19 protein-coding genes and 1 other annotated feature are annotated in these 20,626 nt (G+C 66.3%); of the genes, 14 read left to right on the forward strand and 5 right to left on the reverse strand.

The genetic code is table 11. From position 1 onward, the window contains the following. Positions 1–139 precede the first annotated feature (139 nt). Positions 140–1,174, forward strand: a complete 1,035-nt coding sequence (locus tag GGR90_RS02350; RefSeq protein ID WP_167919109.1) for a LacI family DNA-binding transcriptional regulator — start codon at positions 140–142, stop codon at positions 1,172–1,174. A gap of 358 nt (positions 1,175–1,532) precedes the next feature. Continuing rightward, positions 1,533–3,035, forward strand: coding sequence for an MFS transporter (locus tag GGR90_RS02355; RefSeq protein WP_167919113.1), 1,503 nt, complete (start codon positions 1,533–1,535; stop codon positions 3,033–3,035). Here the strand turns inward: GGR90_RS02355 and GGR90_RS02360 are convergent. From GGR90_RS02360 to GGR90_RS02370, 3 genes are all read right to left on the reverse strand, one after another. Beyond that, positions 3,011–4,027, reverse strand: coding sequence for a formylglycine-generating enzyme family protein (locus tag GGR90_RS02360; RefSeq protein WP_167920783.1), 1,017 nt, complete (start codon positions 4,025–4,027; stop codon positions 3,011–3,013). The genes GGR90_RS02355 and GGR90_RS02360 overlap by 25 nt on opposite strands. 61 nt (positions 4,028–4,088) lie before the next feature. Further along, positions 4,089–4,769: a histidine utilization transcriptional repressor HutC gene (locus tag GGR90_RS02365; RefSeq protein ID WP_342449879.1), complete on the reverse strand. Its 681-nt coding sequence runs from the start codon at positions 4,767–4,769 to the stop codon at positions 4,089–4,091. Then, the gene (locus GGR90_RS02370) at positions 4,766–6,115 is read right to left on the reverse strand and encodes a formimidoylglutamate deiminase (RefSeq protein WP_167919118.1); all 1,350 of its coding nucleotides are present in this window, start codon (positions 6,113–6,115) and stop codon (positions 4,766–4,768) included. Before GGR90_RS02370 ends, GGR90_RS02365 begins: the two co-directional genes overlap by 4 nt. A gap of 29 nt (positions 6,116–6,144) precedes the next feature. Between GGR90_RS02370 and hutI the strand changes: the two genes are divergently transcribed. From hutI to GGR90_RS02420, 10 genes are all read left to right on the forward strand, one after another. Beyond that, a complete protein-coding gene (gene hutI, locus GGR90_RS02375; RefSeq protein ID WP_167919120.1) occupies positions 6,145–7,356 on the forward strand; it encodes an imidazolonepropionase in 1,212 nt (403 codons plus the stop codon). Beyond that, a complete protein-coding gene (hutH, locus tag GGR90_RS02380) occupies positions 7,353–8,882 on the forward strand; it encodes a histidine ammonia-lyase (RefSeq protein ID WP_167919122.1) in 1,530 nt (509 codons plus the stop codon). The genes hutI and hutH overlap by 4 nt, the downstream gene beginning before the upstream one ends. Continuing rightward, positions 8,882–9,685, forward strand: a complete 804-nt coding sequence (gene hutG, locus GGR90_RS02385; protein WP_167919124.1) for an N-formylglutamate deformylase — start codon at positions 8,882–8,884, stop codon at positions 9,683–9,685. The genes hutH and hutG overlap by 1 nt, the downstream gene beginning before the upstream one ends. After that, a complete protein-coding gene (hutU, locus tag GGR90_RS02390; RefSeq protein ID WP_167919126.1) occupies positions 9,682–11,361 on the forward strand; it encodes a urocanate hydratase in 1,680 nt (559 codons plus the stop codon). Before hutG ends, hutU begins: the two co-directional genes overlap by 4 nt. Positions 11,362–11,427: 66 nt before the next feature. Beyond that, positions 11,428–12,591: an acyl-CoA dehydrogenase family protein gene (locus GGR90_RS02395; protein WP_167919128.1), complete on the forward strand. Its 1,164-nt coding sequence runs from the start codon at positions 11,428–11,430 to the stop codon at positions 12,589–12,591. Continuing rightward, complete coding sequence (locus GGR90_RS02400) at positions 12,591–13,430, forward strand: HTD2 family dehydratase (RefSeq protein ID WP_167919130.1); 840 nt, start codon at positions 12,591–12,593, stop codon at positions 13,428–13,430. The genes GGR90_RS02395 and GGR90_RS02400 overlap by 1 nt, the downstream gene beginning before the upstream one ends. 217 nt (positions 13,431–13,647) lie before the next feature. Next, positions 13,648–14,166 carry a hypothetical protein gene (locus GGR90_RS02405; RefSeq protein ID WP_167919132.1) on the forward strand — a complete coding sequence of 173 codons (519 nt, stop codon included), beginning with the start codon at positions 13,648–13,650 and terminating at the stop codon, positions 14,164–14,166. Positions 14,167–14,244: 78 nt separating this feature from the next. Further along, positions 14,245–14,652: a hypothetical protein gene (locus GGR90_RS02410; protein ID WP_167919135.1), complete on the forward strand. Its 408-nt coding sequence runs from the start codon at positions 14,245–14,247 to the stop codon at positions 14,650–14,652. Positions 14,653–14,668: 16 nt separating this feature from the next. Next, positions 14,669–15,394, forward strand: a complete 726-nt coding sequence (locus GGR90_RS02415; RefSeq protein WP_167919137.1) for a C39 family peptidase — start codon at positions 14,669–14,671, stop codon at positions 15,392–15,394. Between the two features lie 8 nt (positions 15,395–15,402). Next, entirely contained in the window at positions 15,403–15,969 is a 567-nt protein-coding gene (locus tag GGR90_RS02420; protein ID WP_167919140.1) for a hypothetical protein, read from the forward strand. 102 nt (positions 15,970–16,071) lie between these two features. Here GGR90_RS02420 and GGR90_RS02425 read toward each other — a convergent pair whose 3' ends face one another. Both GGR90_RS02425 and GGR90_RS02430 read right to left on the reverse strand, forming a co-directional pair. Further along, positions 16,072–17,511 carry a porin family protein gene (locus GGR90_RS02425; protein ID WP_167919142.1) on the reverse strand — a complete coding sequence of 480 codons (1,440 nt, stop codon included), beginning with the start codon at positions 17,509–17,511 and terminating at the stop codon, positions 16,072–16,074. Beyond that, the gene (locus GGR90_RS02430) at positions 17,508–18,188 is read right to left on the reverse strand and encodes a helix-turn-helix domain-containing protein (protein ID WP_167919144.1); all 681 of its coding nucleotides are present in this window, start codon (positions 18,186–18,188) and stop codon (positions 17,508–17,510) included. The genes GGR90_RS02425 and GGR90_RS02430 overlap by 4 nt, the downstream gene beginning before the upstream one ends. 358 nt (positions 18,189–18,546) lie before the next feature. On the opposite strand from GGR90_RS02430, the gene GGR90_RS02435 reads away from it, so the two are divergent. Both GGR90_RS02435 and GGR90_RS02440 read left to right on the forward strand, forming a co-directional pair. After that, positions 18,547–18,813: a LuxR C-terminal-related transcriptional regulator gene (locus tag GGR90_RS02435; RefSeq protein WP_167919146.1), complete on the forward strand. Its 267-nt coding sequence runs from the start codon at positions 18,547–18,549 to the stop codon at positions 18,811–18,813. A gap of 60 nt (positions 18,814–18,873) precedes the next feature. Then, positions 18,874–18,929: a sequence feature (sul1 is cis-regulatory element that is thought to sense ions involved in sulfur or methionine metabolism; They are found in Alphaproteobacteria), on the forward strand. A gap of 60 nt (positions 18,930–18,989) precedes the next feature. After that, positions 18,990–20,486 (forward strand): SulP family inorganic anion transporter, encoded by a 1,497-nt coding sequence (locus GGR90_RS02440; RefSeq protein ID WP_167919148.1) that lies wholly within the window; start codon positions 18,990–18,992, stop codon positions 20,484–20,486. Positions 20,487–20,626 lie beyond the last annotated feature (140 nt).

Below are 20,626 nucleotides of genomic sequence, written 5' to 3' on the forward strand. Positions count from 1 at the left end.
GTCGCAGAAATGTCACGCTTTCGCCGCGCTATGAACCACGGCCGGCGTCATGCAAATTCTTGGCAGCGACCGGACCAATCGTTAGGTTGATGCCATGGAACGGCGCGCGACACGACGGCCGTGACGGGGAGAGACGAGCATGGGGCGCCAGCCCTCCGCCAAGCCGACGAGCTTCGACATCGCCTATCTGGCGGGCGTCTCACAGCCCACGGTGTCGCGCGCGCTGCGCGGCAGCAAGTCGGTCAGCGCCGCGACCCGCGCCAACATCGAACGCATCGCGCGCGAGCTCAACTACACCGTCGACAAGAACGCCTCGAGCCTGCGCTCGCAGCGCACCCACACGCTGGCTTTGCTCTTTTTCGAAGATCCGACCCCCGACGAATCGATGATCAACCCCTTCTTCCTGTCGATGCTGGGGTCGATCACGCGGCAATGCGCGCTCAAAGGCTATGACCTGCTCATCAGTTTTCAGCAGATGCACAACGACTGGCACGTCGCCTATCAGGACAGCCACCGGTCGGACGGCATCATCCTTTTGGGTTATGGCGATTATCAGCTTTACCGAACCAAGCTCGAGCATCTGGTCGAGATGGACACGAAATTCGTGCGCTGGGGATCGGTTTCGGATGACAGCATCGGGCTGACCGTCGGGTCGGACAATGTCGGCGCGGGCGAGCTGGCGGGCGCGCATCTGGTCGAGATCGGGCGGCGGCATATCGCCTTCCTCGGCGACGCGTCGGACCATGCTCCCGAATTTCAGGACCGCTATACCGGGCTTTGCCGCGCGATGCGCGCCGCGGGGATCGCCCCCGACCCGGGATTGCAGCAGGGTGCGGTGTCGTCGGAGGCGTCGGGCTATGCCGCAGCGCGGTCGCTGCTCGCGAGCGGACAGCCGTTCGACGCGATTTTCGCCGCGAGCGACCTGATCGCGATCGGCGCGATGCGCGCACTCGCCGAAGCGAAGCTGCGCTGCCCGCCGGACGTCGCGCTGATCGGCTTCGACGATATCCCCGCCGCCAGCCAGACTTCGCCGACGCTGACGACGGTGATGCAGGATATGAAGGGCGCGGGCGAGTTGCTCGTGGACGCGCTGCTCCGCCGCATTGGCGGCGCCGACGCCGAGCGCACGATGCTGCCGGCGAAGCTGATCAAGCGGCAGAGCACGGCGGTTTAGAGAGGCTTCGAAGATCGCTTGGGGGGTGGGGAGCGGGCGTTGATCAACCCCCTCCTCTTCAGAGGAGGGGCAGTGAGACTTGGTCCGGCGCAGCCGGGCCTTTAGTCGAGCGGGGTGGCGGCGGGACCGCCCATCCTCGGCGAACACCACCCCGCTGCGACTAACGAACAAGTTCGTAAGTCTCGCTACCCCTCCTCTGAAGAGGAGGCGCTGACCGATGGTCTCCGACGGTAACTTCCGGCCAAAACACCCGCCACGTATTCGTATACACGCCGCCCGCGCGCTTGCTCTCTCCCGCCCACGCTGCGACACCCGGGCGCGACGAGAGCCGCCGACCGGCCGCAAGGGGAGAGACGCGATGGACAAGCCGCGACAGGGTTTCGCCGGCCTGTGGAATATCAGCTTCGGCTTTTTCGGCATCCAGATCGGCTTCGCGCTGCAGAATGCGAATATGAGCCGCATCTTCCAGTCGCTGGGCGAGGATATCGAGAAGCTGCCCGGCCTGTGGGTCGCCGCGCCGCTGACCGGGCTGCTCGTCCAGCCGATCATCGGCCATATGAGCGACAGGACCTGGCTCGGCCGCCTCGGACGCCGCCGTCCGTACTTTCTCGCCGGCGCGATCCTCGCCGCGATCGCGCTGTTCGTCATGCCCGAAAGCCCGGCGATCTGGTTCGCGGCGATGATGCTGTGGCTGCTCGACGCGTCGCTCAATATTTCGATGGAGCCGTTCCGCGCCTTCGTCGGCGACATGCTGGGCAAGGATCAGCATAGCGTCGGCTATGCGGTGCAGACCGCCTTCATCGGCGCCGGCGCGGTCGTCGGATCGCTGTTCCCCAGCCTGATGGAAGCGATGGGCGTCGCCAATGTCGCGCCGCCGGGGCAAATCCCCGACACGGTGCGCTACGCCTTCTGGTTCGGGGGGCTCGCGCTGTTCCTCGCGGTGCTGTGGACCGTCGTCGCGACGCGCGAATATAGTCCCGAACAGATGGCCGCGTTCGAACCACCCGCCGCCGCGAACGCGCCCGCCGTTCGTCCGCTCGCTTCGCACGGTTATGCGGTCAGCGTCGGCTGGGTCGCCGCGGGGATCGCCGTCGCGCTGGTCCAGATGCGGTTCGCGCTGCTGCGCGAGGTGCTGCTGCTCGGCGCGCTGCTCGCCGGATATGGCCTCGCGAGCGCACTCGCGATCACGCTGGCGCGGCGCGGGAACGACCGGAACATGCTGTCGAGCATCGTCGGCGATTTCGCCGGCATGCCGGTGCTGATGAAGCGGCTGGCGCTGGTGCAATTCTTCAGCTGGTCGGCGCTGTTCATCATGTGGATCAACACCACGCCGATCGTCGCCCAATATCATTATGGCGCGACCGACGCGGCGAGCGCCGCCTATCAGGACGCGAGCAACTGGGTCGGCGAACTGTTCGCCATCTACAACGGCGTCGCGGCCGTCGCCGCGCTGACCCTGCTTCCCTGGCTCTCCCGGCGGCTGGGGCAGGCACGGACGCATATGGTCGGGCTCGCCTGCGGCGCGATCGGCTATGCGAGCTTCTTCCTGCTCCGCGACCCGGCGCATCTGATCGCGAGCGAGATTTTCATCGGCATCTTCTGGGCGTCGGTGCTCGCCATGCCCTATGCCATCCTCGCCTCCAGCCTGCCGCAGGCGAAGCTCGGCATCTATATGGGGCTGTTCAACATGTTCGTCGTGCTGCCGCAATTGCTCGTCGCGACGGTGATGGGCTCGATCATGCAGGCGCTGTTTCCGGGCGAGCCGATCTATACGATGGCGTTCGCCGCGGTGACCCTGCTGCTTGCCGTGCTCGCGATGACGCGCGTCGCCGCCGTTCAGCCTGCGGGTGCCTTGTCATAGACGAGGCGGAAGCCGACATTGCTCGTGCCGAGGCCGGGATCGCGGCCCTGGCGTGAGGCGGGGCGGTAGCGTTGGCAATAATTGGGGGCGCAGAGGTAGCTGCCACCCTTCACCGTGCGCGACGGCATGCCGGGATTGAAAGGGTCATAGGCGTTGTTTTCGCTGGGGCCCTTGGGATTGTCCCTGTCGTCGGGATCGTGGCCCGGCCGGAAAAAATCCGATGTGACCTCCCAGACATTGCCGACCATGTCGTAGAGGCCGTTGGCGTTCGGCTTGTAACAGCCGACCGGCGCGATGCCCTTGAAACCGTCGCTTTCGGCATTGTAATTGGGGAAGGCACCCTGCCAGCTGTTCGCCTCGGCGGGTTGGACATTCTTCGACCGCTCGCCCGCGCTCGCGGCATATTCCCATTCGGCCTCGGTCGGGATGCGCCCGCCCGCCCATTTGGCATAGGCGACCATATCGTCCCACGCGAGATGGACGACGGGCTCGTTCTGAACCTGATCGGGCCCGGTCGGGCCATAGGGCTTTTTCCAGTTCGCGCCGGGGAGATATTTCCACCAGTCGGCATAATTGTTCGACGGGAAATCGGGCGGGGTGAACACCGCCGAACCCGCTTTCAACATGTCGGGCGGGATCTGGTCGGCGGGGACCTGAAACTGCTTGGGGTCGACGGGCTTTTCGGCGATGGTGACATAGCCGGTCGCCTTTACGAAGGCAGCGAACTGGCGGTTGGTGACCTCGTGCGGGTCGATCCAGAAGCCGGCGACCGTCGTTTCGCGAACCGGGCCTTCCTCGGCATAGACATCGTCCTCGCCCATTGCGAAGGTCCCGCCCGCGAGCTTGACCGGCGTGTCGGCGATCGCCGGGCATTGACGCGGAGTTGCGGCGGCGACCTGTTTGTCCTCGGTCTTGTCGCCGCTGCACGCCGACACAAGGCCCAGCAGCGCGGCCGCGCCGAGAACGGGAAACAGCGTCGAACGGATCATCATCTTCTCCACCGGGCCGCGTTGACGGCCATCGGCGCGCGGGTCAAGAGCCCGCGCTTGCCTGTCACGGCCCCGCATTGAACTCCGCGACCAGATCGAAGCGATCACCGCGAAACAATTGCCGGACGTGGGTGACGACGCGCCCCGCGCGCCAGGTCGTGCGGTCGAGTTCGAGACAGGCGGCCGCCGCCCCTGCCCCCAGCAGTCCCGCCTCCTTTCGCGTCGGCGTCACTGCGCGGATGACGTGCCGCGCCTGCGTCCACGGAATATGGCCGAGCAGCCACGTTCCCGGCGCTTCGGCGGCAAAATCCGCGCCCAGCGCCTCGGGCACTTCGTCGAGCGCGATGAACCGCCGTTCGAGCGCGAAGGCTTCGTCCGCCGCCATATGCACGCCCTCGATGCGGAGCGCGGGACCGGGGCACGACGCCTCGCCGACATCGTCTGTATCGGCCAAGAGGAGGTCCCAGCGATAGGCCTCGCCCCGCGCGGCGATGAGTTCGGCGAGATCGGGCACCGTCATCACCGCCGAATGAACCGGCGGATGCGCAACGAAAGTCCCCGCCTTGCGCCGCCGCTCGACCAGGCCCGACGCCGCAAGCTCGCCGAGCGCCTTGCTGACCGTCGCGCGCGCGCAGCCATAGCGCGCGGCGAGTTCCTGCTCGGTCGGCACCCGGTCGCCGGGGCGCCATTCGCCCGACCGGATCGCGGCCGCGATCTCGTCCCGGATGCGCCGCGCCGGGTTCACGCGAGCAGCCGTGCGATGCAGGCGCGATAGGTCGCGGCGATCGCCTCGGCGTCGACATGGCGCCCCTTTTCGACGCGCTTCACGCCCGCGCGCCATACGCTGTCGATCGCGCCCGCGCGCGCCGCGAAAATCCAGCGGTCGAGGAGCGTCGCATCGTCGCTGCCGGCGAAGGACGGGTGATCGAGGTCGAGCGAGACGATGTCGGCGGCATGGCCGACGGCGAGGCCGGCGGGGACGCCGAGTGCCTGCGCGCCGCCGTCGAGCGCGCGCGCGAAGAGGTTGGCGCCGACGAACGGCGCCTCCTCGCCCGCCAGCAGGGCGCGGGCGCGGTGCGCGAGCCGCTGCGAATATTCGAGCGCACGAAGCTCCTGCGCCGCATCGACGAGGATATTGCTGTCGGTGCCGACCCCGAAGCGCCCGCCCGCGGCGAGATAGTCGATCGCCGGAAAGATGCCGTCACCGAGATTGGCCTCGGTAACCGGACACAGCCCGGCAACCGCGCCGCTCGCGGCGAGCCGCGACACTTCATGTTCGGCAAGATGGGTCGAGTGGATCAGACACCAGCGCGCATCGACCCCGGCGTTGCCCAGCAACCATTCGACCGGCCGCGCGCCGCTCCACGCGACGCAATCGGCGACTTCCTTTTCCTGTTCGGCGGCATGGATATGCACCGGCCCCACCGGCGACATGTCGAGCAACGCCTCGAGTTCGTCGGGCGTGACCGCGCGAAGCGAATGCGGCGCGACGCCGATATTCGCGTCGCCCGAAAGCTTGGGCCGCGCCGCGTCGAGCAGTTTCGCAAAGCCGTCGATGTCATTGAGAAAGCGCCGCTGGCCCGCGCTCGGCGGCGCGGCGCCGAAATTGCCATGCGCGTAGAAGACGGGGAGCAGCGTCAACCCGATCCCCGTCGCCGCGCTCGCCCGCGCGATTGCGCCCGCCATCTCGGCCGGATCGGCATAGGCGGCGCCCGCGGGATCGTGATGGAGATAGTGGAACTCGCCGACGCGCGTGAAGCCCGTCTCGAGCATCTCGGCATAGGCCTGCGCCGTGATCGCCGCGACATCGTCAGGCGTCAGCCGGTCGAGGAAGCGGTACATGATCTCGCGCCAGCTCCAGAAATTGTCATCGGGGCGGCTGCGGCGTTCGGACAATCCCGCCATGCCGCGCTGGAAGCCGTGGCTGTGGACGTTGCACAGGCCGGGCAGCGCGACACGGTGGCGTTCATCGCCGGCTTCCTCCACGGCTCCGGTCTCGACCGACGCGATCCGGCCGTCGGCGATCCGCAGCCTTACGCCCTTTTCCCAACGATTGCCGATCCATGCGCGTTCGAACCAGAGCGAAGTCATTATCCGTCCTCATATTATGTCTAGACATAATGACGCATCGGCGCGAGACTGTCCAGATGGAGCAACGCTGGACGAACGCCCGACTCGCGACGATGGCCGATGACACCCTCGGCCTGATCGACGATGGCGTGGTGATCTCGAAGGAAGGCCGGATCGTCTATGCCGGTCCGGCCGACGGCGCGCCGACGACCGATGCGAAAGTCCATGATTGCGAAGGCCGGCTGATCACGCCCGGGCTGATCGATTGTCACACGCACCTGATCCACGGCGGTAACCGTGCGAACGAATGGGCGATGCGGCTTCAAGGCGCGAGCTATGAAGAGATCGCGCGTGCGGGCGGCGGAATCGTGTCGACGATGCGCGCGACGCGCGAAGCGAGCGAGGAGGAACTGGTCGAAAGCGCCCTTCCCCGCCTCGACGCGCTGATCGCCGAGGGCGTGACGACGATCGAGATCAAGTCGGGCTATGGTCTATCGACCGAAGATGAGATCAAGATGCTGCGCGCCGCGCGCGCGCTCGCCGATCGCCGCGCGATCCGCATCGAACCGACCTTCCTCGGCGCGCACGCGCTGCCCCCCGAATACAAAGACAACAGCGACGCCTATATCGACCTCGTGGTGGGCGAGATGATTCCCGCCGCCGCGCCGTTCGCGACCGCGGTCGATGCCTTTTGCGAGGGCATCGGCTTTTCGCCCGACCAATGCGCGCGGGTGTTCGCGGCGGCCGAAGCGCATGGGCTCAAGGTCAAGCTCCACGCCGAACAATTGTCGGCGCTCCACGGCAGCGCGCTCGCGGCAAAGCACGGCGCGCTGTCGGCCGATCATCTCGAACATGCGACCGACGACGACGTCCGCGCGATGGCCGAGGCAGGCACCGTCGCGGTTCTCCTCCCCGGCGCCTATTATTTCATGCGCGAGACGAAGCGGCCGTCGATCGACGCGATGCGCCGCCACGGGACGCGCATCGCACTCGCGACCGACAACAACCCCGGCACCTCGCCGACGACTTCGCTGCTGCTGATGCTCAACATGGGCGCGACCTTGTTCGGGCTGACGGTGATCGAGGCGCTGCGCGGCGTCACGGTGAACGCCGCCGCCGCGCTCGGCCTGTCCGCCGAAATCGGCACGATCGAGGCCGGCAAGGCGTGCGACCTCGCGATCTGGGACGTCGCCGACCCCGCCGAGCTTGTCTACCGTATCGGCTTCAACCCGCTTCACCAACGCATCAAGGACGGTCAATGAAAGCTGTGACGATCACGCCGGGCACGACGACGCTCGGCCGGTGGTTCGCGATCTACGAAGGCACCAGCGTCGCGCTCGATGCGGGCGCGTGGGATGCGATCGACGCCAGTGCCGCCGCAGTCGCGCGCATCGTCGCGAAGGGCGCGCCCGTCTACGGCATCAACACCGGCTTCGGAAAGCTCGCGAGCGTGCGGATCGCCGACGACGAACTGTCGACGCTCCAGCGCAATATCGTCCTCAGCCACGCCGCGGGCACCGGCGCGCCGTCGCCGGCGAAGATCGTGCGGCTGATGATGGCGCTGAAGCTCGCGAGTTTCGGCATGGGCGCGTCGGGAGTGAAGCGCGAAACTGTCGCGATGATCGAGGCGATGCTTGCCAAGGGCCTGACCCCCGTCGTCCCGTCGCAAGGATCGGTCGGCGCGAGCGGCGATCTCGCGCCGCTATCGCACATGGCCGCCGCGATGATCGGCGTCGGCGCGATCGAGGTCGGCGGCAAAACGCTTCCCGCTGCCGATGCGCTGAAGCAGGCGGGCCTCGCGCCGCTCGACCTCGGCCCGAAGGAAGGGCTCGCGCTGCTCAACGGCACGCAATTTTCGGCCGCCAACGCGCTCGCGGGCCTGTTCCGCGCCGAAACCGTCTTCCGCGCGGCGCTGATCACCGGCGCGCTCTCGACCGAGGCCGCCAAGGGCTCCGACGCACCGTTCGATGCGCGCATCCATGCGCTACGCGGCCACGCCGGGCAGCGCGAGGTCGGCGATGCGCTCCGCGGCCTGATGGCGGGGTCGGCGATCCGCGCCTCGCACGCGGAGGGCGATCCGCGCGTGCAGGATCCCTATTGCCTGCGCTGCCAGCCGCAGGTGATGGGTGCCGCGCTCGACCTGCTCCGCCAGGCTGCGACGACTCTCGGCATCGAGGCGAATGGCGTTTCGGACAATCCGCTGATTTTCGCCGACACCGATGAAGCCTTGTCGGGGGGCAATTTCCACGCCGAACCCGTCGCCTTTGCCGCCGACATGATCGCGATGGCCTTATGCGAGATCGGTTCGATTTCGGAGCGCCGCATCGCGATGCTCGTCGACCCGGCATTATCGGGCCTGCCCGCCTTCCTCACCCCGCGCCCGGGCCTCAATTCGGGCTTTATGATCCCGCAGGTGACGGCGGCGGCGCTCGTCAGCGAGAATAAGCAGCGTGCCTATCCCGCCAGCGTCGACTCGATCCCGACTTCGGCCAATCAGGAGGACCATGTTTCGATGGCCGCGCATGGCGCGCGCCGCCTGCTCGACATGGCCGACAATGTCAGCGTAGTGATCGGCATCGAATTGCTCGCGGCGTGTCAGGGCATCGATTTCCATGCGCCGCTCAAATCGAGTGACGCGCTCGAAGCCGCGCACGAGCATCTGCGCGCCGCGGTGCCCACGCTCGAAGACGACCGGCATTTCCATCCCGATATGGAAGCTGCGACCGCGCTGATCCGCTCGGGCAGCCTTGTCGCCGCGGTGCCAGCCGACCTGCCGGGCCTCGGCTGATGGACTGGCTGCGCGTCCACCGCGGCGACGCGCCGCTCGTCATCGCCTTCCCGCACGGCGGCACCGATCTGGCGGGCCTCGACGAGCAGTTCGTGTCGCCCTGGCACGCGCAGATCGATACCGACTGGTGGATCGCAGATCTCTATGCTTTCGCCGCCGATCTCGGCGCGACGCTGATCGCGACCGGCATTTCGCGCAGCGTCATCGACATGAACCGCGATCCGTCGGGCGCGTCGCTCTACCCCAGGCAGGCGACGACCGAGCTCTGCCCGACGACGACCTTCGACGGCGAGCCGCTCTATCGCTTTGGCGAGCCCGACGAGGCGTCGATCACCCAGCGGCTCAACCTCTATCACCGCCCCTATCACGACACGCTGGCGGCCGAACTCGACCGGCTGAAAGCCGCGCACGGCAGGGTCGTGCTCTACGACGCGCATTCGATCCGCAGCCATGTCCCGCGCCTGTTCGGCGGCGAGCTGCCGCAGTTCAACATCGGCACCAACGGCGGCGCGACCGCGGCGCCCGAGCTCGAAACGATCGTCGCGAACATTTGCGCCGCGAGCGGCCACGGCCATGTCGTCAACGGCCGCTTCAAGGGTGGCTGGACGACACGCCATTACGGCCGTCCCGACGATGGCATCCACGCGGTCCAGATGGAACTCGCGCAGCGCGGCTATATGGCCGAGCCACCCGAAATCACCCACGCCAACTGGCCCTCCCCCCTCGACCCCAAGCCCGCGATCCGGCCCGTGCTGGAGCAAGTGATCGCGGCGACCCTCGATTTTGCGAAAGGACGACCATGACCACCCGCCCCCTTAGTCCGAGGTTGGACAACAGCCGCGTGATCCGCCCGGCGACCGGGCCCGAGATCAGTGCGAAGAGCTGGCTCACCGAAGCGCCGATGCGGATGCTGATGAACAACCTGCACCCCGACGTCGCCGAGGCGCCGCACGAGCTGGTCGTCTATGGCGGCATCGGCCGCGCCGCGCGCGACTGGGAAAGCTATGACCGGATCGTCGAAACGCTGAAGCGGCTCGAGGGCGACGAGACGCTGCTGATCCAGTCGGGCAAGCCCGTTGGCGTGTTCCGCACGCACGAAAACGCGCCGCGCGTGCTCCTCGCCAATTCGAACCTCGTCCCCGAATGGGCGAATTGGGAGCATTTCCACGAGCTCGATAAAAAGGGCCTGATGATGTACGGCCAGATGACCGCGGGCAGCTGGATCTATATCGGCAGCCAGGGCATCGTTCAGGGCACGTACGAGACCTTCGTCGAAATGGGGCGCCAGCATTATGGCGGCAGCCTCGCCGGCCGCTGGCTGCTGACCGCCGGGCTCGGCGGCATGGGCGGCGCGCAGCCGCTCGCGGCGGTGATGGCGGGCGCGAGCTGCCTCGCGATCGAATGCCAGCCGAGCCGCATCGAAATGCGCCTCAGAACCGGCTACCTCGACAAGCAGGCGAACAGCATCGACGAAGCCATCGCGATGATCGAGGCGAGCCACGCCGAGGGGAAGCCGGTCTCGGTCGGCCTGCTCGGCAACGCCGCCGAAATATTGCCCGAGATGGTTCGCCGCGGCATCCGCCCCGATCTGCTCACCGACCAGACCTCGGCGCACGATCCGGTCAATGGCTATCTTCCCGCCGGCTGGACGCTCGACGAGTGGTTTTCGAAGCGCGAGAGCGATCCCGCCGCCGTCGCCAAAGCCGCCAAGGCGTCGATGGCGGTGCACGTCCAGGCGATGCTCGACCTCCAAGCCGCGGGCGTGCCGACGACCGACTATGGCAATAATATCCGCCAGATGGCGAAGGATGAGGGGGTCGAGAACGCCTTCGACTTCCCGGGTTTCGTTCCCGCCTATGTCCGCCCGCTCTTCTGCCGCGGTATCGGCCCCTTCCGCTGGGCGGCGCTGTCGGGCGATCCCGAGGACATCTACAAGACCGACGCCAAGGTGAAGGAGCTGCTCCCCGACAACGCGCACCTCCACAACTGGCTCGACATGGCGCGCGAGAAGATTCGGTTCCAGGGCCTGCCCGCGCGCATCTGCTGGGTCGGGCTCGGCGACCGCCACCGGCTCGGCCTCGCGTTCAACGAGATGGTCGCGTCGGGCGAGCTCAAGGCCCCTGTCGTGATCGGCCGCGACCATCTCGACTCGGGCTCGGTCGCCTCGCCCAACCGCGAGACCGAGGCGATGCGCGACGGGTCCGATGCGGTTTCGGACTGGCCGCTGCTCAACGCGCTCCTCAACACCGCGTCGGGCGCGACCTGGGTGTCGCTGCACCACGGCGGCGGGGTCGGCATGGGCTATTCGCAGCATAGCGGCATGGTGATCGTCGCCGACGGCACCCCGGAGGCGGCGAAGCGGCTCGAGCGCGTGCTGTGGAACGATCCCGGCACCGGCGTGATGCGCCACGCCGATGCCGGCTATGACATCGCGATCGACTGCGCGCGCGAAAAGGGCCTCGACCTGCCGAGCATCTAGAGGCTTGGCGCGTGAAGCTTCGTATTCTAAGGCTCTCCCCGACGATCAGGGGAGAGCCAGACGCCGATGTCCGAAGCCCAGCCGCAGAGCCATCCCGAAATCCGCGAGGCGGTGCGCCGCCTCTGCGCCGATTTCCCGGGCGAATATTGGCAGCGGCTCGACCGCGAGCGCATCTATCCGACCGAATTCGTCCGCACGCTGACCGAGGCAGGTTTCCTCTCGGTCCTGATCCCCGAACAATATGGCGGATCGGGTCTCGGTCTCGGCGCGGCGACCGCGGTGCTCGAGGAAATTCACCGTTCGGGCTGCAACGGCGGCGCGTGCCATGCGCAGATGTACACGATGGGCACCTTGCTCAAGCACGGATCGGAGGCGCAGAAACAGGCCTATCTGCCCGCGATCGCGCGCGGCGAACTCCGCCTGCAAGCCTTCGGCGTCACCGAACCGACCGCGGGCACCGACACGACGCGCATCCGCACCTTCGCCAAGCGGGTCGGCGACAAATATATCGTCAACGGGCAGAAGATCTGGATCAGCCGCGCCGAACATTCGGACCTGATGATACTGCTCTGCCGCACGACGCCGCGCGAGGATTGCGCCAAGCCGTCCGACGGGATGAGCGTGCTGCTCGTCGACATGCGCGAGGCGGTGGGCAACGGCCTGACGATCCGCCCCGTCCGCACGATGCTCAACCATGCGACGACCGAGCTGTTCTTCGACGACCTCGAAGTCCCCGCCGCGAACCTGATCGGCGAGGAGGGCAAGGGCTTTCGCTACATCCTCTCGGGCATGAACGCCGAACGCATCCTGATCGCATCCGAATGTATTGGCGACGGGCGCTTTTTCATCGACCGCGCGGCCGCCTATGCGAAAGACCGCTCGGTCTTCGGCCGCGCGATCGGGGAAAATCAGGGCGTGCAGTTCCCGATCGCCCGCGCCTATGTCCAGATCGCCGCCGCCGCCGAGATGGTCGACAAGGCGGCGCGGCTGTTCGACGCGGGGGCCGATGGCGGGACCGAAGCCAATATGGCGAAGATGCTGGCGTCCGAAGCCAGCTGGTATGCCGCCGATATGTGTATTCAGACGCACGGCGGTTTCGGATTCGCCGAGGAATATGACATCGAGCGCAAGTTTCGCGAAACGCGCCTCTATCAGGTTGCGCCAATCAGCACGAATTTGATCCTGAGCCATGTCGCGACCCACGCGCTCGGCCTGCCCAAGAGTTTCTGATGGACGATTACTCCGCCTGGGTCGGCCGCAGCGAAACGCGCGAGGATGTCGCGACCGCGGCGCCGCTTGCCGGCCTCGCCGCGCTGCTCGACCATGATGTCTCGCCATGGACCGCCGGCACCGTCCCGCCGCTCGGCCATTGGCTCTATTTCCTGCCCGCCGCGCGCCAGTCGGTGATCGGCGAAGACGGCCACCCGCGCCGCGACAGTCAGGGCCTGCTCCCGCCCGTTCCGCTGCCCCGCCGCATGTGGGCGGGCAGCCGCCTCGATTTCCTGACGCCGATCGCGGTCGGCGCGGCATTGACCCGCGTCACCACGATCGAGGCGATCAAGCCCAAGCGCGGCGCGAGCGGCGATCTGCTCTTCGTCACCTTGCGCCACGACATCGCGGCCGATGGCGTGCCCGCGATCCGCGAGGAACAGGATATCGTCTTTCGCGAACCCGCCCCGACATCACCCGCGCCGCAGGCACCGACCCCGGTCGCACCCGCCGAACCCGCCGATGCGACCCGCAGCATTTCGCCCGATCCGGTGCTGCTGTTCCGCTATTCGGCGCTGACCTTCAACGCGCACCGTATCCATTACGACCGCGACTATGCACGGGACGTCGAGGGCTATGCCGGACTGGTCGTGCACGGCCCGCTGATCGCGACGCTGCTGATCGATCATGCGCAGCGCGCCGCGCCCGATATCGTCCCGCGCCAATTCGCCTTCCGCGCCGAAGCGCCGCTGATCGACGGGGCGCCCTTCGACCTTTGCTTCGCGCGCGACGGCAACGGGGCGAGGCTGTGGGCGCGCGATGCCGCCGGACGTGCGACGATGCGCGCAAACCTCTCCTGAAACCGGGACTTCATCGGCCGGATTGATCCAAGCAATCCACCCACCGGGATCATCTGGGTATTTCCCCTCTCACGACATTGCCAATTCGCAAAGCGGCAAGGCCGGCCGCGGAGCATCATCGCCTTGTTCGCACCGATGCGGACGGAGTCGGGGAGGATCCGCATCAGCCATGCCATCCGGCATCGCGAGCCGTCCCCATGATTGAGAGGAAGATGTCATGATCAAGAAAGTCATGCTCGCGGTGTCCACGCTTGCGCTGGCAGCCACCGCAGCCCCTGCCATCGCGCAAGACCAGGACAACGACAACACCACGACCGGCGCCGCTGGCAACAACAGCGACACCGTCGTCGTCAACGACCTGATCGACCTGTTCGTCACGGACAATGCCGCCGATACGTTCAACGACAACGACCAGGACAATGACGGCAATGGATCGCTCAACGGCAACAGCCTGGTTGTCGCGACCCAGACGCTCAGCGCCACCAACACCAACCATGATATGGACGAACTCGTCGATCTGGACGGTGAAGACGGCACCGAAACGGCTGTTGGCTACAACAGCGGCAACAACTCGGTGCGCGGCAACGCTTTCGCGGCCTATGCCGGCATCCTGAACTCCGCATGGAACACGGGCATCAATGCCAACACCCAAGCGGCGACCAACATCGCGGCGAGCGGCACCGTCAGCTTCGGCGACAGCGCGCCCGCCGGCGGTGGCGGTGGCGGCGGCGACTGATCGGTCCCCCCGGATGGCCGGCCCGGCACCACTGGCGGGCCGGCCATTTCTTTCCGTTTCGCTTTCGAGGAGCGCATTATGAAACCCCCGATCGTCCCGGTTCTGCTGGTCATGGCGGGCTTGTCCGTGCCGGTATCGGCCCAACTGCCCCCACCCGATGCGGCGTTGCCCGTCGTGACGGTATCCGCCCCCGCCGAAGCCCTTGCGATACCGGCGATCCCGGTGCGGCCCGCACGCCAATCGCCGATGCTGAACGACAGCGAACTCGATACGCAACGCGGCGGCCAATCGCTCGTGATCACCAACCAGACGATGGATTCGATCGTCGCCGGCAATGTGCTCAATGGCGATTACACCGCGGGATCGGTCGCGCTCAGCGATTTCGCCCTGTCGAATTTCAACGGTGTCGGCAATCTGCTGATCAACACCGGCGCGCAGGTCAGCGCCCAGAGCGGCATGAACCTGACCATCAACCTCGGCGATTGAATTCGCCGTGCGGCCCATGCGAGCCTTGATCGCGGGGATGCTGTGCGCCCTCGCCGCGGCGCCCGCCGCCGCCGAGGTCCGGCTGACCGGGCCCGAAACCGGCGGCACCTACCAGCTTCGGGTGATGACCTGGTGGGACATTCCCTTCCGCTCGGTCATCCGCCAGCGGTATGATTTCAGCTGCGGCTCGGCGGCGCTCGCGACTCTGCTCACCTATCATTATGGCGCGCCGACCTCCGAAGCGATGCCGTTCCGCGCGATGTGGGAAAAGGGCGACCGCGAAGCGATCCGCAAAGTCGGCTTCTCGATGCTCGACATGAAGACCTATCTCGCCTCGCGCGGCTTTCGCGCCGAAGGTTTCCGGATCACCGTCGACCAGCTGAAACTGGTGAAGCGTCCGACCATCGTGCTGATGGATCTCAAGGGTTTCAAGCATTTCGTCGTGATCAAGGGCGTTCGCGGCGACCGTGTGCTCACCGGCGATTCGGTGCTCGGCCTCAACGAATATTCGCTCGAGGATTTCGAAAAGCACTGGAACGGCATCGCGCTGGCGATCGTCGAAGGCGGCAAGAAACGCCCGGAATTCAACCTCGCCGGCGACTGGGGTCCCTGGTCGCAAGCCCCGCTCGAAAAGGACGGCTCGCTCCACGTCTCGGCCGGCGATCTCACCACCCACCTCCCCCCGCAATATCAGCTGACCCCGCAGATCCTGCTCGATGTGCGCGTCGGCACCGTGAAATGAGAAAGACCATGTCCCCACGCATCCTCCTGCTCGCCCTCGCGCCCGTGCTCCTCGCGGCAAGCGAGCCCGGGGATGCCGATCCGCTGGCCGGCGCGCGAACCGTGCCCGACGAGGTGCTGGCCGCACAGCGTGGCGGCTTCGCCTTTCAAGGCATGGTGATCGCCTTTGGCGCCGACATCCGCAGCTATGTGAACGACGAGCTCGCGCTGCGCACGATCGTCAGCTGGACGCCCGAGGGACAAACGATCGAACGCTTCGTCTCGCCGTCGCTGACCGCGGTCGACGCGGCGCAGGTGCAGGGCGGCATATTGACCAGCGGCGGCATCTCCATGCGCGTCGGCGACGAGACGGTGTTCCTCGCGAACAACGGTCAGACCGCGCTGATCCAAAGCACCGACGCGATCCAGAATGTGCTGATCAACACCGCCAGCAACGTCTCGCTGAACCAGCAGGTCGATGCCGTGCTCGACATCAGCGGCTATGAAGGCTTCCGCGACGCGCTCGCGACGACCCGGCTCAGCGACGCGATCGGCGCCGTGATGGGCGCCCAGACCGTCGGAGCACTCGGCAACTAGGCTCTTTCCGAACGACCCCCCGCCCCCGTTTCGACAGGGACGGTTCACCTGGCCCCGCCATCACCGGCGGGGCTTCTTTCCATGTGGGCTTGCGGGCTGAGGCTATTTGCCGCCGAACGGCATGCGCAGCGTGATCGACACGTCGGGCGCATCCTCGGTCACCCCGATTTCAAAACCAAGGTTGAGCACGTCGCGCTGGGTCAGCCGGTACGACATGCCGAAATTGAGCGAGCCGACGTGGAGATAGTTGGACTTCTGATGCGTATCGCCGATTTCGGTCTTCGTCGGGAAGATATAATTGTGGCGATAGCCGAGCGAGAAGGAAAAGCGCGGGTTGAGGGCAAAGCCGAAGCCGATGTTGGCCGATACCGCGTCGCCCGGGTCGACGCGCCCGATCAGCACGTCGCCGACCATTTCATTCACGTCGCGCGGGATGTGATAGAGATAGGCCGCGCCGCCATAGATCACCGCGGGATCCGACGGCATCAGGAAGTTGAGCCCCGGCTGGACGGCCCAGAAACCCGACCCGGTGGCGAGCCCCGTCGCGACCCCGAATTCGTCATAGCCGATCTCGAACGGCCCCTTGCCCGTGTCCGATTTAACGCGCAACGTCCCGACGAAAATCGGCTTTTGCCCGACCGGCCGGTTGAATTGATAGCGAAGCGAGAATTCGGCGTCGCCGACCCCGTCCTCGCGCAGCGCGATCTGGCGGACGATGCCTTCGTCGCGCTGCTGCACCACCTCGATCCGGTCGTTGCGATACAGATAGGGCAGCCGCACTTCGGCTTCGAGGCGGTCGGTGATCCCGTAACGCAGCGACGCGGTGCCGACGAGCGTGTCGCGATCGGCATCGGTCGCCTCGATCAAGCCGATCTGGATGCCGGGGATCAGCTCGATCCCGCGGAACACGAGTCGATTGGTCGACGAGCGCGTATATTCGAACGAGGGTTCGAAAAAGAGCTCGCCGGCGCGCGTGAGCACGCCTTGCCCCTCGGGGACCGCCGCGACGCGTTGCTCGGGGGGCTCGCTGGGCGGCGGCGCTTCGCCGACGGGAGCATCGGGCAGCGCGACCGCGTCGCTGCCCGGGCCGGGAAGCGCGGGTCCGGCGCCGACGCCCTGCCCCCCCAACCCCGTGCCGCGGAAGAGGTCGAGCGGCGCTTCGGCGAGCGCGAAGGAGGACAGCCGGTCGACCTGCGCCTGCTGGGTCACGATCTGTTGCTGCAACGTCGCGATCTGCTCTCCCTGCTCGGCGATCATGGCGCTCTGCCGGTCGATCAGCGCGCGCTGCTCGGCGATGATCCGGCGCTGCGCGTCGACCTCGCTCTCGGCGCTCGCGGCGGGCTGGCCCTCGGCCGCGCCCGCCGATGCCAGCGCGGCCGCACGCCACGTCGGCGCGGTATCGAGGAACGGCAGCGTCTCGCACAGGCATTCGAGTGCCGGCGCTTCATGCGCCCGCGCCTGCGCGGGCATGAAGACGGCCGAGAAACCGGCGGCCGCAACGCTCAGATGGCGCAGCGCGGGCGGAGCCGATACGATGCTCATGCCCCAAGCTCCTGCCCGGCGAAGGGTCGCCGCATCGGCATCGCGCCCATCTTGCCGATCGCCACGCCCGCCTCTTCGCCGGCGATCGCGCGCAGCCCGCCCGGATCGAGCAGCCGGCACGATTGCGGCCCGTCGAGCTCGATCAGGCCCTGGCGGACGAAGCCCGATATGGTACGGCTGACCGTGTGGATCGTCAGCCCCAGATGATCGGCGATGTCGCCGCGCGTCATCGGCAGCGGAACGCTGCCGATCGCCGACAAACGCTTCGCCGCGATCAGCAGGAAAGCCGCGACGCGTTCGTTCGCGTTGCGGCGACCGAGCAGGAATATACATTGGTTGGCGCTGTCGAGCGCACGCTCGAGGGCGCGGTTCTGCCCGGGCGCATCGGGTCCGCCACTCGACGCGGGGCGGCGCGCCAGGACGGCGTTCGTCACGGCTTCGGCCGCCGAATCGCGCAAGCCATATTCGACCCCGAACACGTCGCCCTGATAGAAAAAGCCGGTCAGCTGGCGATGCCCGTCGATGTGAAAATGACAGGTTCGAACGGTGCCGGATATGACTTCGAACCAGCAATCGCCTGGATCGCCCTGCGAAAATATGATTTCGCCCTTACGAAATTTCAGGATGGTATCCTGCGGGATCGCCCCGCCACGAACTTCTGCCGACAGACCTTGCACGCCACGTCTCCAATCTAGAATTGGTATTTGCGGCGACCCCGTTTGCGAGTCTCATCTGCCTTTGCGGGCCGTGAATCCATCCGGGTAAAGACCTAGGAATTCGTGTGTAGCAATGGCTTAGATGAATCACTTACGTATAATTCCTTAGCATTTTCGGGGAATATACAATTGGATTTCAGCGCCATAGCTGTGTCGGCCTCTTTAGCGCGGTCAGATGCTTAATTAGTTTACGTTAATTGCTAAACAGCGCGCAAAGAGATATGCTGCCCGCCAGAGCAGGTGGGTTGCGGCGTTGCCGCGCAAAAGATGCTCGTCGGTCGCAAAGAGTCCACGCCTTGGGTGTCAGGGGAATTGCACCGTGCATCATAACGCTTTGAACGTCGAACCGCATTTGACCTTTCGTGAACATCAAATATTGGAATTGGTCGCCGTCGGCTGCTCGGCCAAGCAGATCGCGCTTGAGATCAATATCGCGCCGCGCACCGTCGAGCGGCATATCGAAAATGTGCGCCTCAAACTCAACGCGCGCAACCGCGCACACCTGATCACCCAGGCGATGCACCTCGGCCTGCTCGTCATCGAAACCCCGCCCCCCGACGAGCCGACGCTCTTCGAACTCAAATGATCGAGGCGGCCGCCGGGGCTTGCAATTGAAGTTCACATCGGGATAGGGCGCCGCCATTCGCAAGGACCCGGTGCAACTCCGGGTGGCTATTCCGGCCGCCGATCCGCCGGACAACATCGCGCATGCAAATAGGAACGCGTCCGTCGGGACGCCATGTGTCTTGATGTGAGCTTTTCATGTTCGACGGACTGACCGCCTACCGCCAGCAATGGTTCGCCGGCGCCGCGACCGCGCGCACCGACATTCTCGCCGGCATCGTCGTCGCGCTCGCGCTCATCCCCGAGGCGATCGGCTTTTCCATCATCGCCGGAGTCGACCCGCGCGTCGGCCTCTATGCCTCAATCGCGATCGCGATCGTCATATCCTTCACCGGCGGCCGGCCCGGGATGATCTCGGCGGCGACCGCCGCGGTCGCCGTGCTGGTCATCCCGCTCGTCCGCGAACATGGCGTCGAATATCTCTTCGCCGCGACGATCCTGATGGGCATCATCCAGATTATCGCCGGCCTGCTGCGCCTCGACCTCGTCATGCAGTTCGTGTCGCGCTCGGTGATCACGGGGTTCGTCAACGCGCTCGCCATCCTCATCTTCATGGCGCAGCTGCCGCAGCTCATCGATGTGACGTGGCATGCCTATGCGATGGTCGCGGGCGGGCTCGCGATCATCTACCTGTTGCCGCGCCTGACCAAAGCGGTGCCCTCGCCGCTTATCGCCATCCTGGTCCTGTCGGCGATCGGCATCGGCTTCGGCCTGCCGGTGAACACCGTCGGCGACATGGGCAAGCTGCCCGAGGGTCTTCCGAGCCTCGTCCTGCCGAACGTCCCGCTGACGCTGGATACGCTGCGGATCATCCTGCCCTATTCGCTGACGATGGCCGCGGTGGGCCTGCTCGAATCGCTGCTGACCGCGCAGATCGTCGACGATATGACGCACAGCGACAGCGACAAGCGCCGCGAATGCGCCGGCCAGGGCACCGCCAACATCGCCGCCGCGTTCGTCGGCGGCATGGGCGGCTGCGCGATGATCGGCCAGTCGGTGATCAATGTGACCTCGGGCGGCCGCACGCGGCTGTCGACCTTCACCGCCGGCGCGACGCTGCTGATCCTGCTCGCACTGCTCGGGCCCTATGTCGGCCGGATGCCGATGCCCGCGCTCGTGGCGGTTATGATCATGGTGTCGATCGGCACCTTCAGTTGGAATTCGATCGCGAATCTGCGCCGCCATCCGCCGACCTCGTCGATCGTGATGGTGACGACTGTCGTGGTTGTCGTCGCGACGCACGATCTCTCGCTCGGCGTGCTGGCGGGCGTGCTGCTATCGGGGATATTCTTCGCCGCCAAGGTCCAGCGCATGTTCGAGGTGCGACGCGACGTCAGCCCCGACGGAATGCGGGCGACCTATTTCGTGACCGGCCAGATCTTCTTCGCCTCGGTCGACCGCTTCACGCGGAGCTTTCAGGTCGATGAAGCCGCGCCCGCCATCCTCATCGACGTGTCGGCCGCCCATTTCTGGGACATTTCGGGCGTCGGCGCGCTCGACAAAATCATCGCGCGCCTGCGCCGCGAGGGCCGCACGGTCGAAGTCGTCGGCTACAATCGCGCCAGTGCCGACATCGTCGACAGGTTCGCGCTGCACGACAAGACGGGTTTCGAGCTGGGAGCGGTACCGCACTGACGCTGATCGAGCGATTGGAGAGCGGGAAGAGCGACGACGCTGCGGAACGGGTTGCGTGCGCAAGACGAGTTGGTTACGTCTCGAAAATGCCACAGCGGTCCCGGCGATCGCTCCCGCTTCAATCTTCACAACAAATCGGA

Source organism: Sphingopyxis italica, assembly GCF_011926545.1.
In the GTDB taxonomy this organism is placed as follows: Bacteria; Pseudomonadota; Alphaproteobacteria; order Sphingomonadales; family Sphingomonadaceae; genus Sphingopyxis; species Sphingopyxis italica.

Excerpts from the sequence above, each read along its gene's own strand:
- GGR90_RS02440 (WP_167919148.1), top strand. The coding sequence starts at position 18,990 with ATGTTCGACGGACTGACCGCCTACCGCCAGCAATGGTTCGCCGGCGCC.
- GGR90_RS02410 (WP_167919135.1), top strand. The coding sequence starts at position 14,245 with ATGAAACCCCCGATCGTCCCGGTTCTGCTGGTCATGGCGGGCTTGTCC.
- GGR90_RS02395 (WP_167919128.1), top strand. The coding sequence starts at position 11,428 with ATGTCCGAAGCCCAGCCGCAGAGCCATCCCGAAATCCGCGAGGCGGTG.
- GGR90_RS02350 (WP_167919109.1), top strand. The coding sequence starts at position 140 with ATGGGGCGCCAGCCCTCCGCCAAGCCGACGAGCTTCGACATCGCCTAT.
- GGR90_RS02360 (WP_167920783.1), bottom strand. The coding sequence starts at position 4,027 with ATGATGATCCGTTCGACGCTGTTTCCCGTTCTCGGCGCGGCCGCGCTG.
- hutU (WP_167919126.1), top strand. The coding sequence starts at position 9,682 with ATGACCACCCGCCCCCTTAGTCCGAGGTTGGACAACAGCCGCGTGATC.
- GGR90_RS02425 (WP_167919142.1), bottom strand. The coding sequence starts at position 17,511 with ATGAGCATCGTATCGGCTCCGCCCGCGCTGCGCCATCTGAGCGTTGCG.
- hutI (WP_167919120.1), top strand. The coding sequence starts at position 6,145 with ATGACGCATCGGCGCGAGACTGTCCAGATGGAGCAACGCTGGACGAAC.
- hutG (WP_167919124.1), top strand. The coding sequence starts at position 8,882 with ATGGACTGGCTGCGCGTCCACCGCGGCGACGCGCCGCTCGTCATCGCC.
- GGR90_RS02400 (WP_167919130.1), top strand. The coding sequence starts at position 12,591 with ATGGACGATTACTCCGCCTGGGTCGGCCGCAGCGAAACGCGCGAGGAT.
- GGR90_RS02420 (WP_167919140.1), top strand. The coding sequence starts at position 15,403 with ATGTCCCCACGCATCCTCCTGCTCGCCCTCGCGCCCGTGCTCCTCGCG.
- GGR90_RS02415 (WP_167919137.1), top strand. The coding sequence starts at position 14,669 with ATGCGAGCCTTGATCGCGGGGATGCTGTGCGCCCTCGCCGCGGCGCCC.
- GGR90_RS02355 (WP_167919113.1), top strand. The coding sequence starts at position 1,533 with ATGGACAAGCCGCGACAGGGTTTCGCCGGCCTGTGGAATATCAGCTTC.
- hutH (WP_167919122.1), top strand. The coding sequence starts at position 7,353 with ATGAAAGCTGTGACGATCACGCCGGGCACGACGACGCTCGGCCGGTGG.
- GGR90_RS02405 (WP_167919132.1), top strand. The coding sequence starts at position 13,648 with ATGATCAAGAAAGTCATGCTCGCGGTGTCCACGCTTGCGCTGGCAGCC.
- GGR90_RS02370 (WP_167919118.1), bottom strand. The coding sequence starts at position 6,115 with ATGACTTCGCTCTGGTTCGAACGCGCATGGATCGGCAATCGTTGGGAA.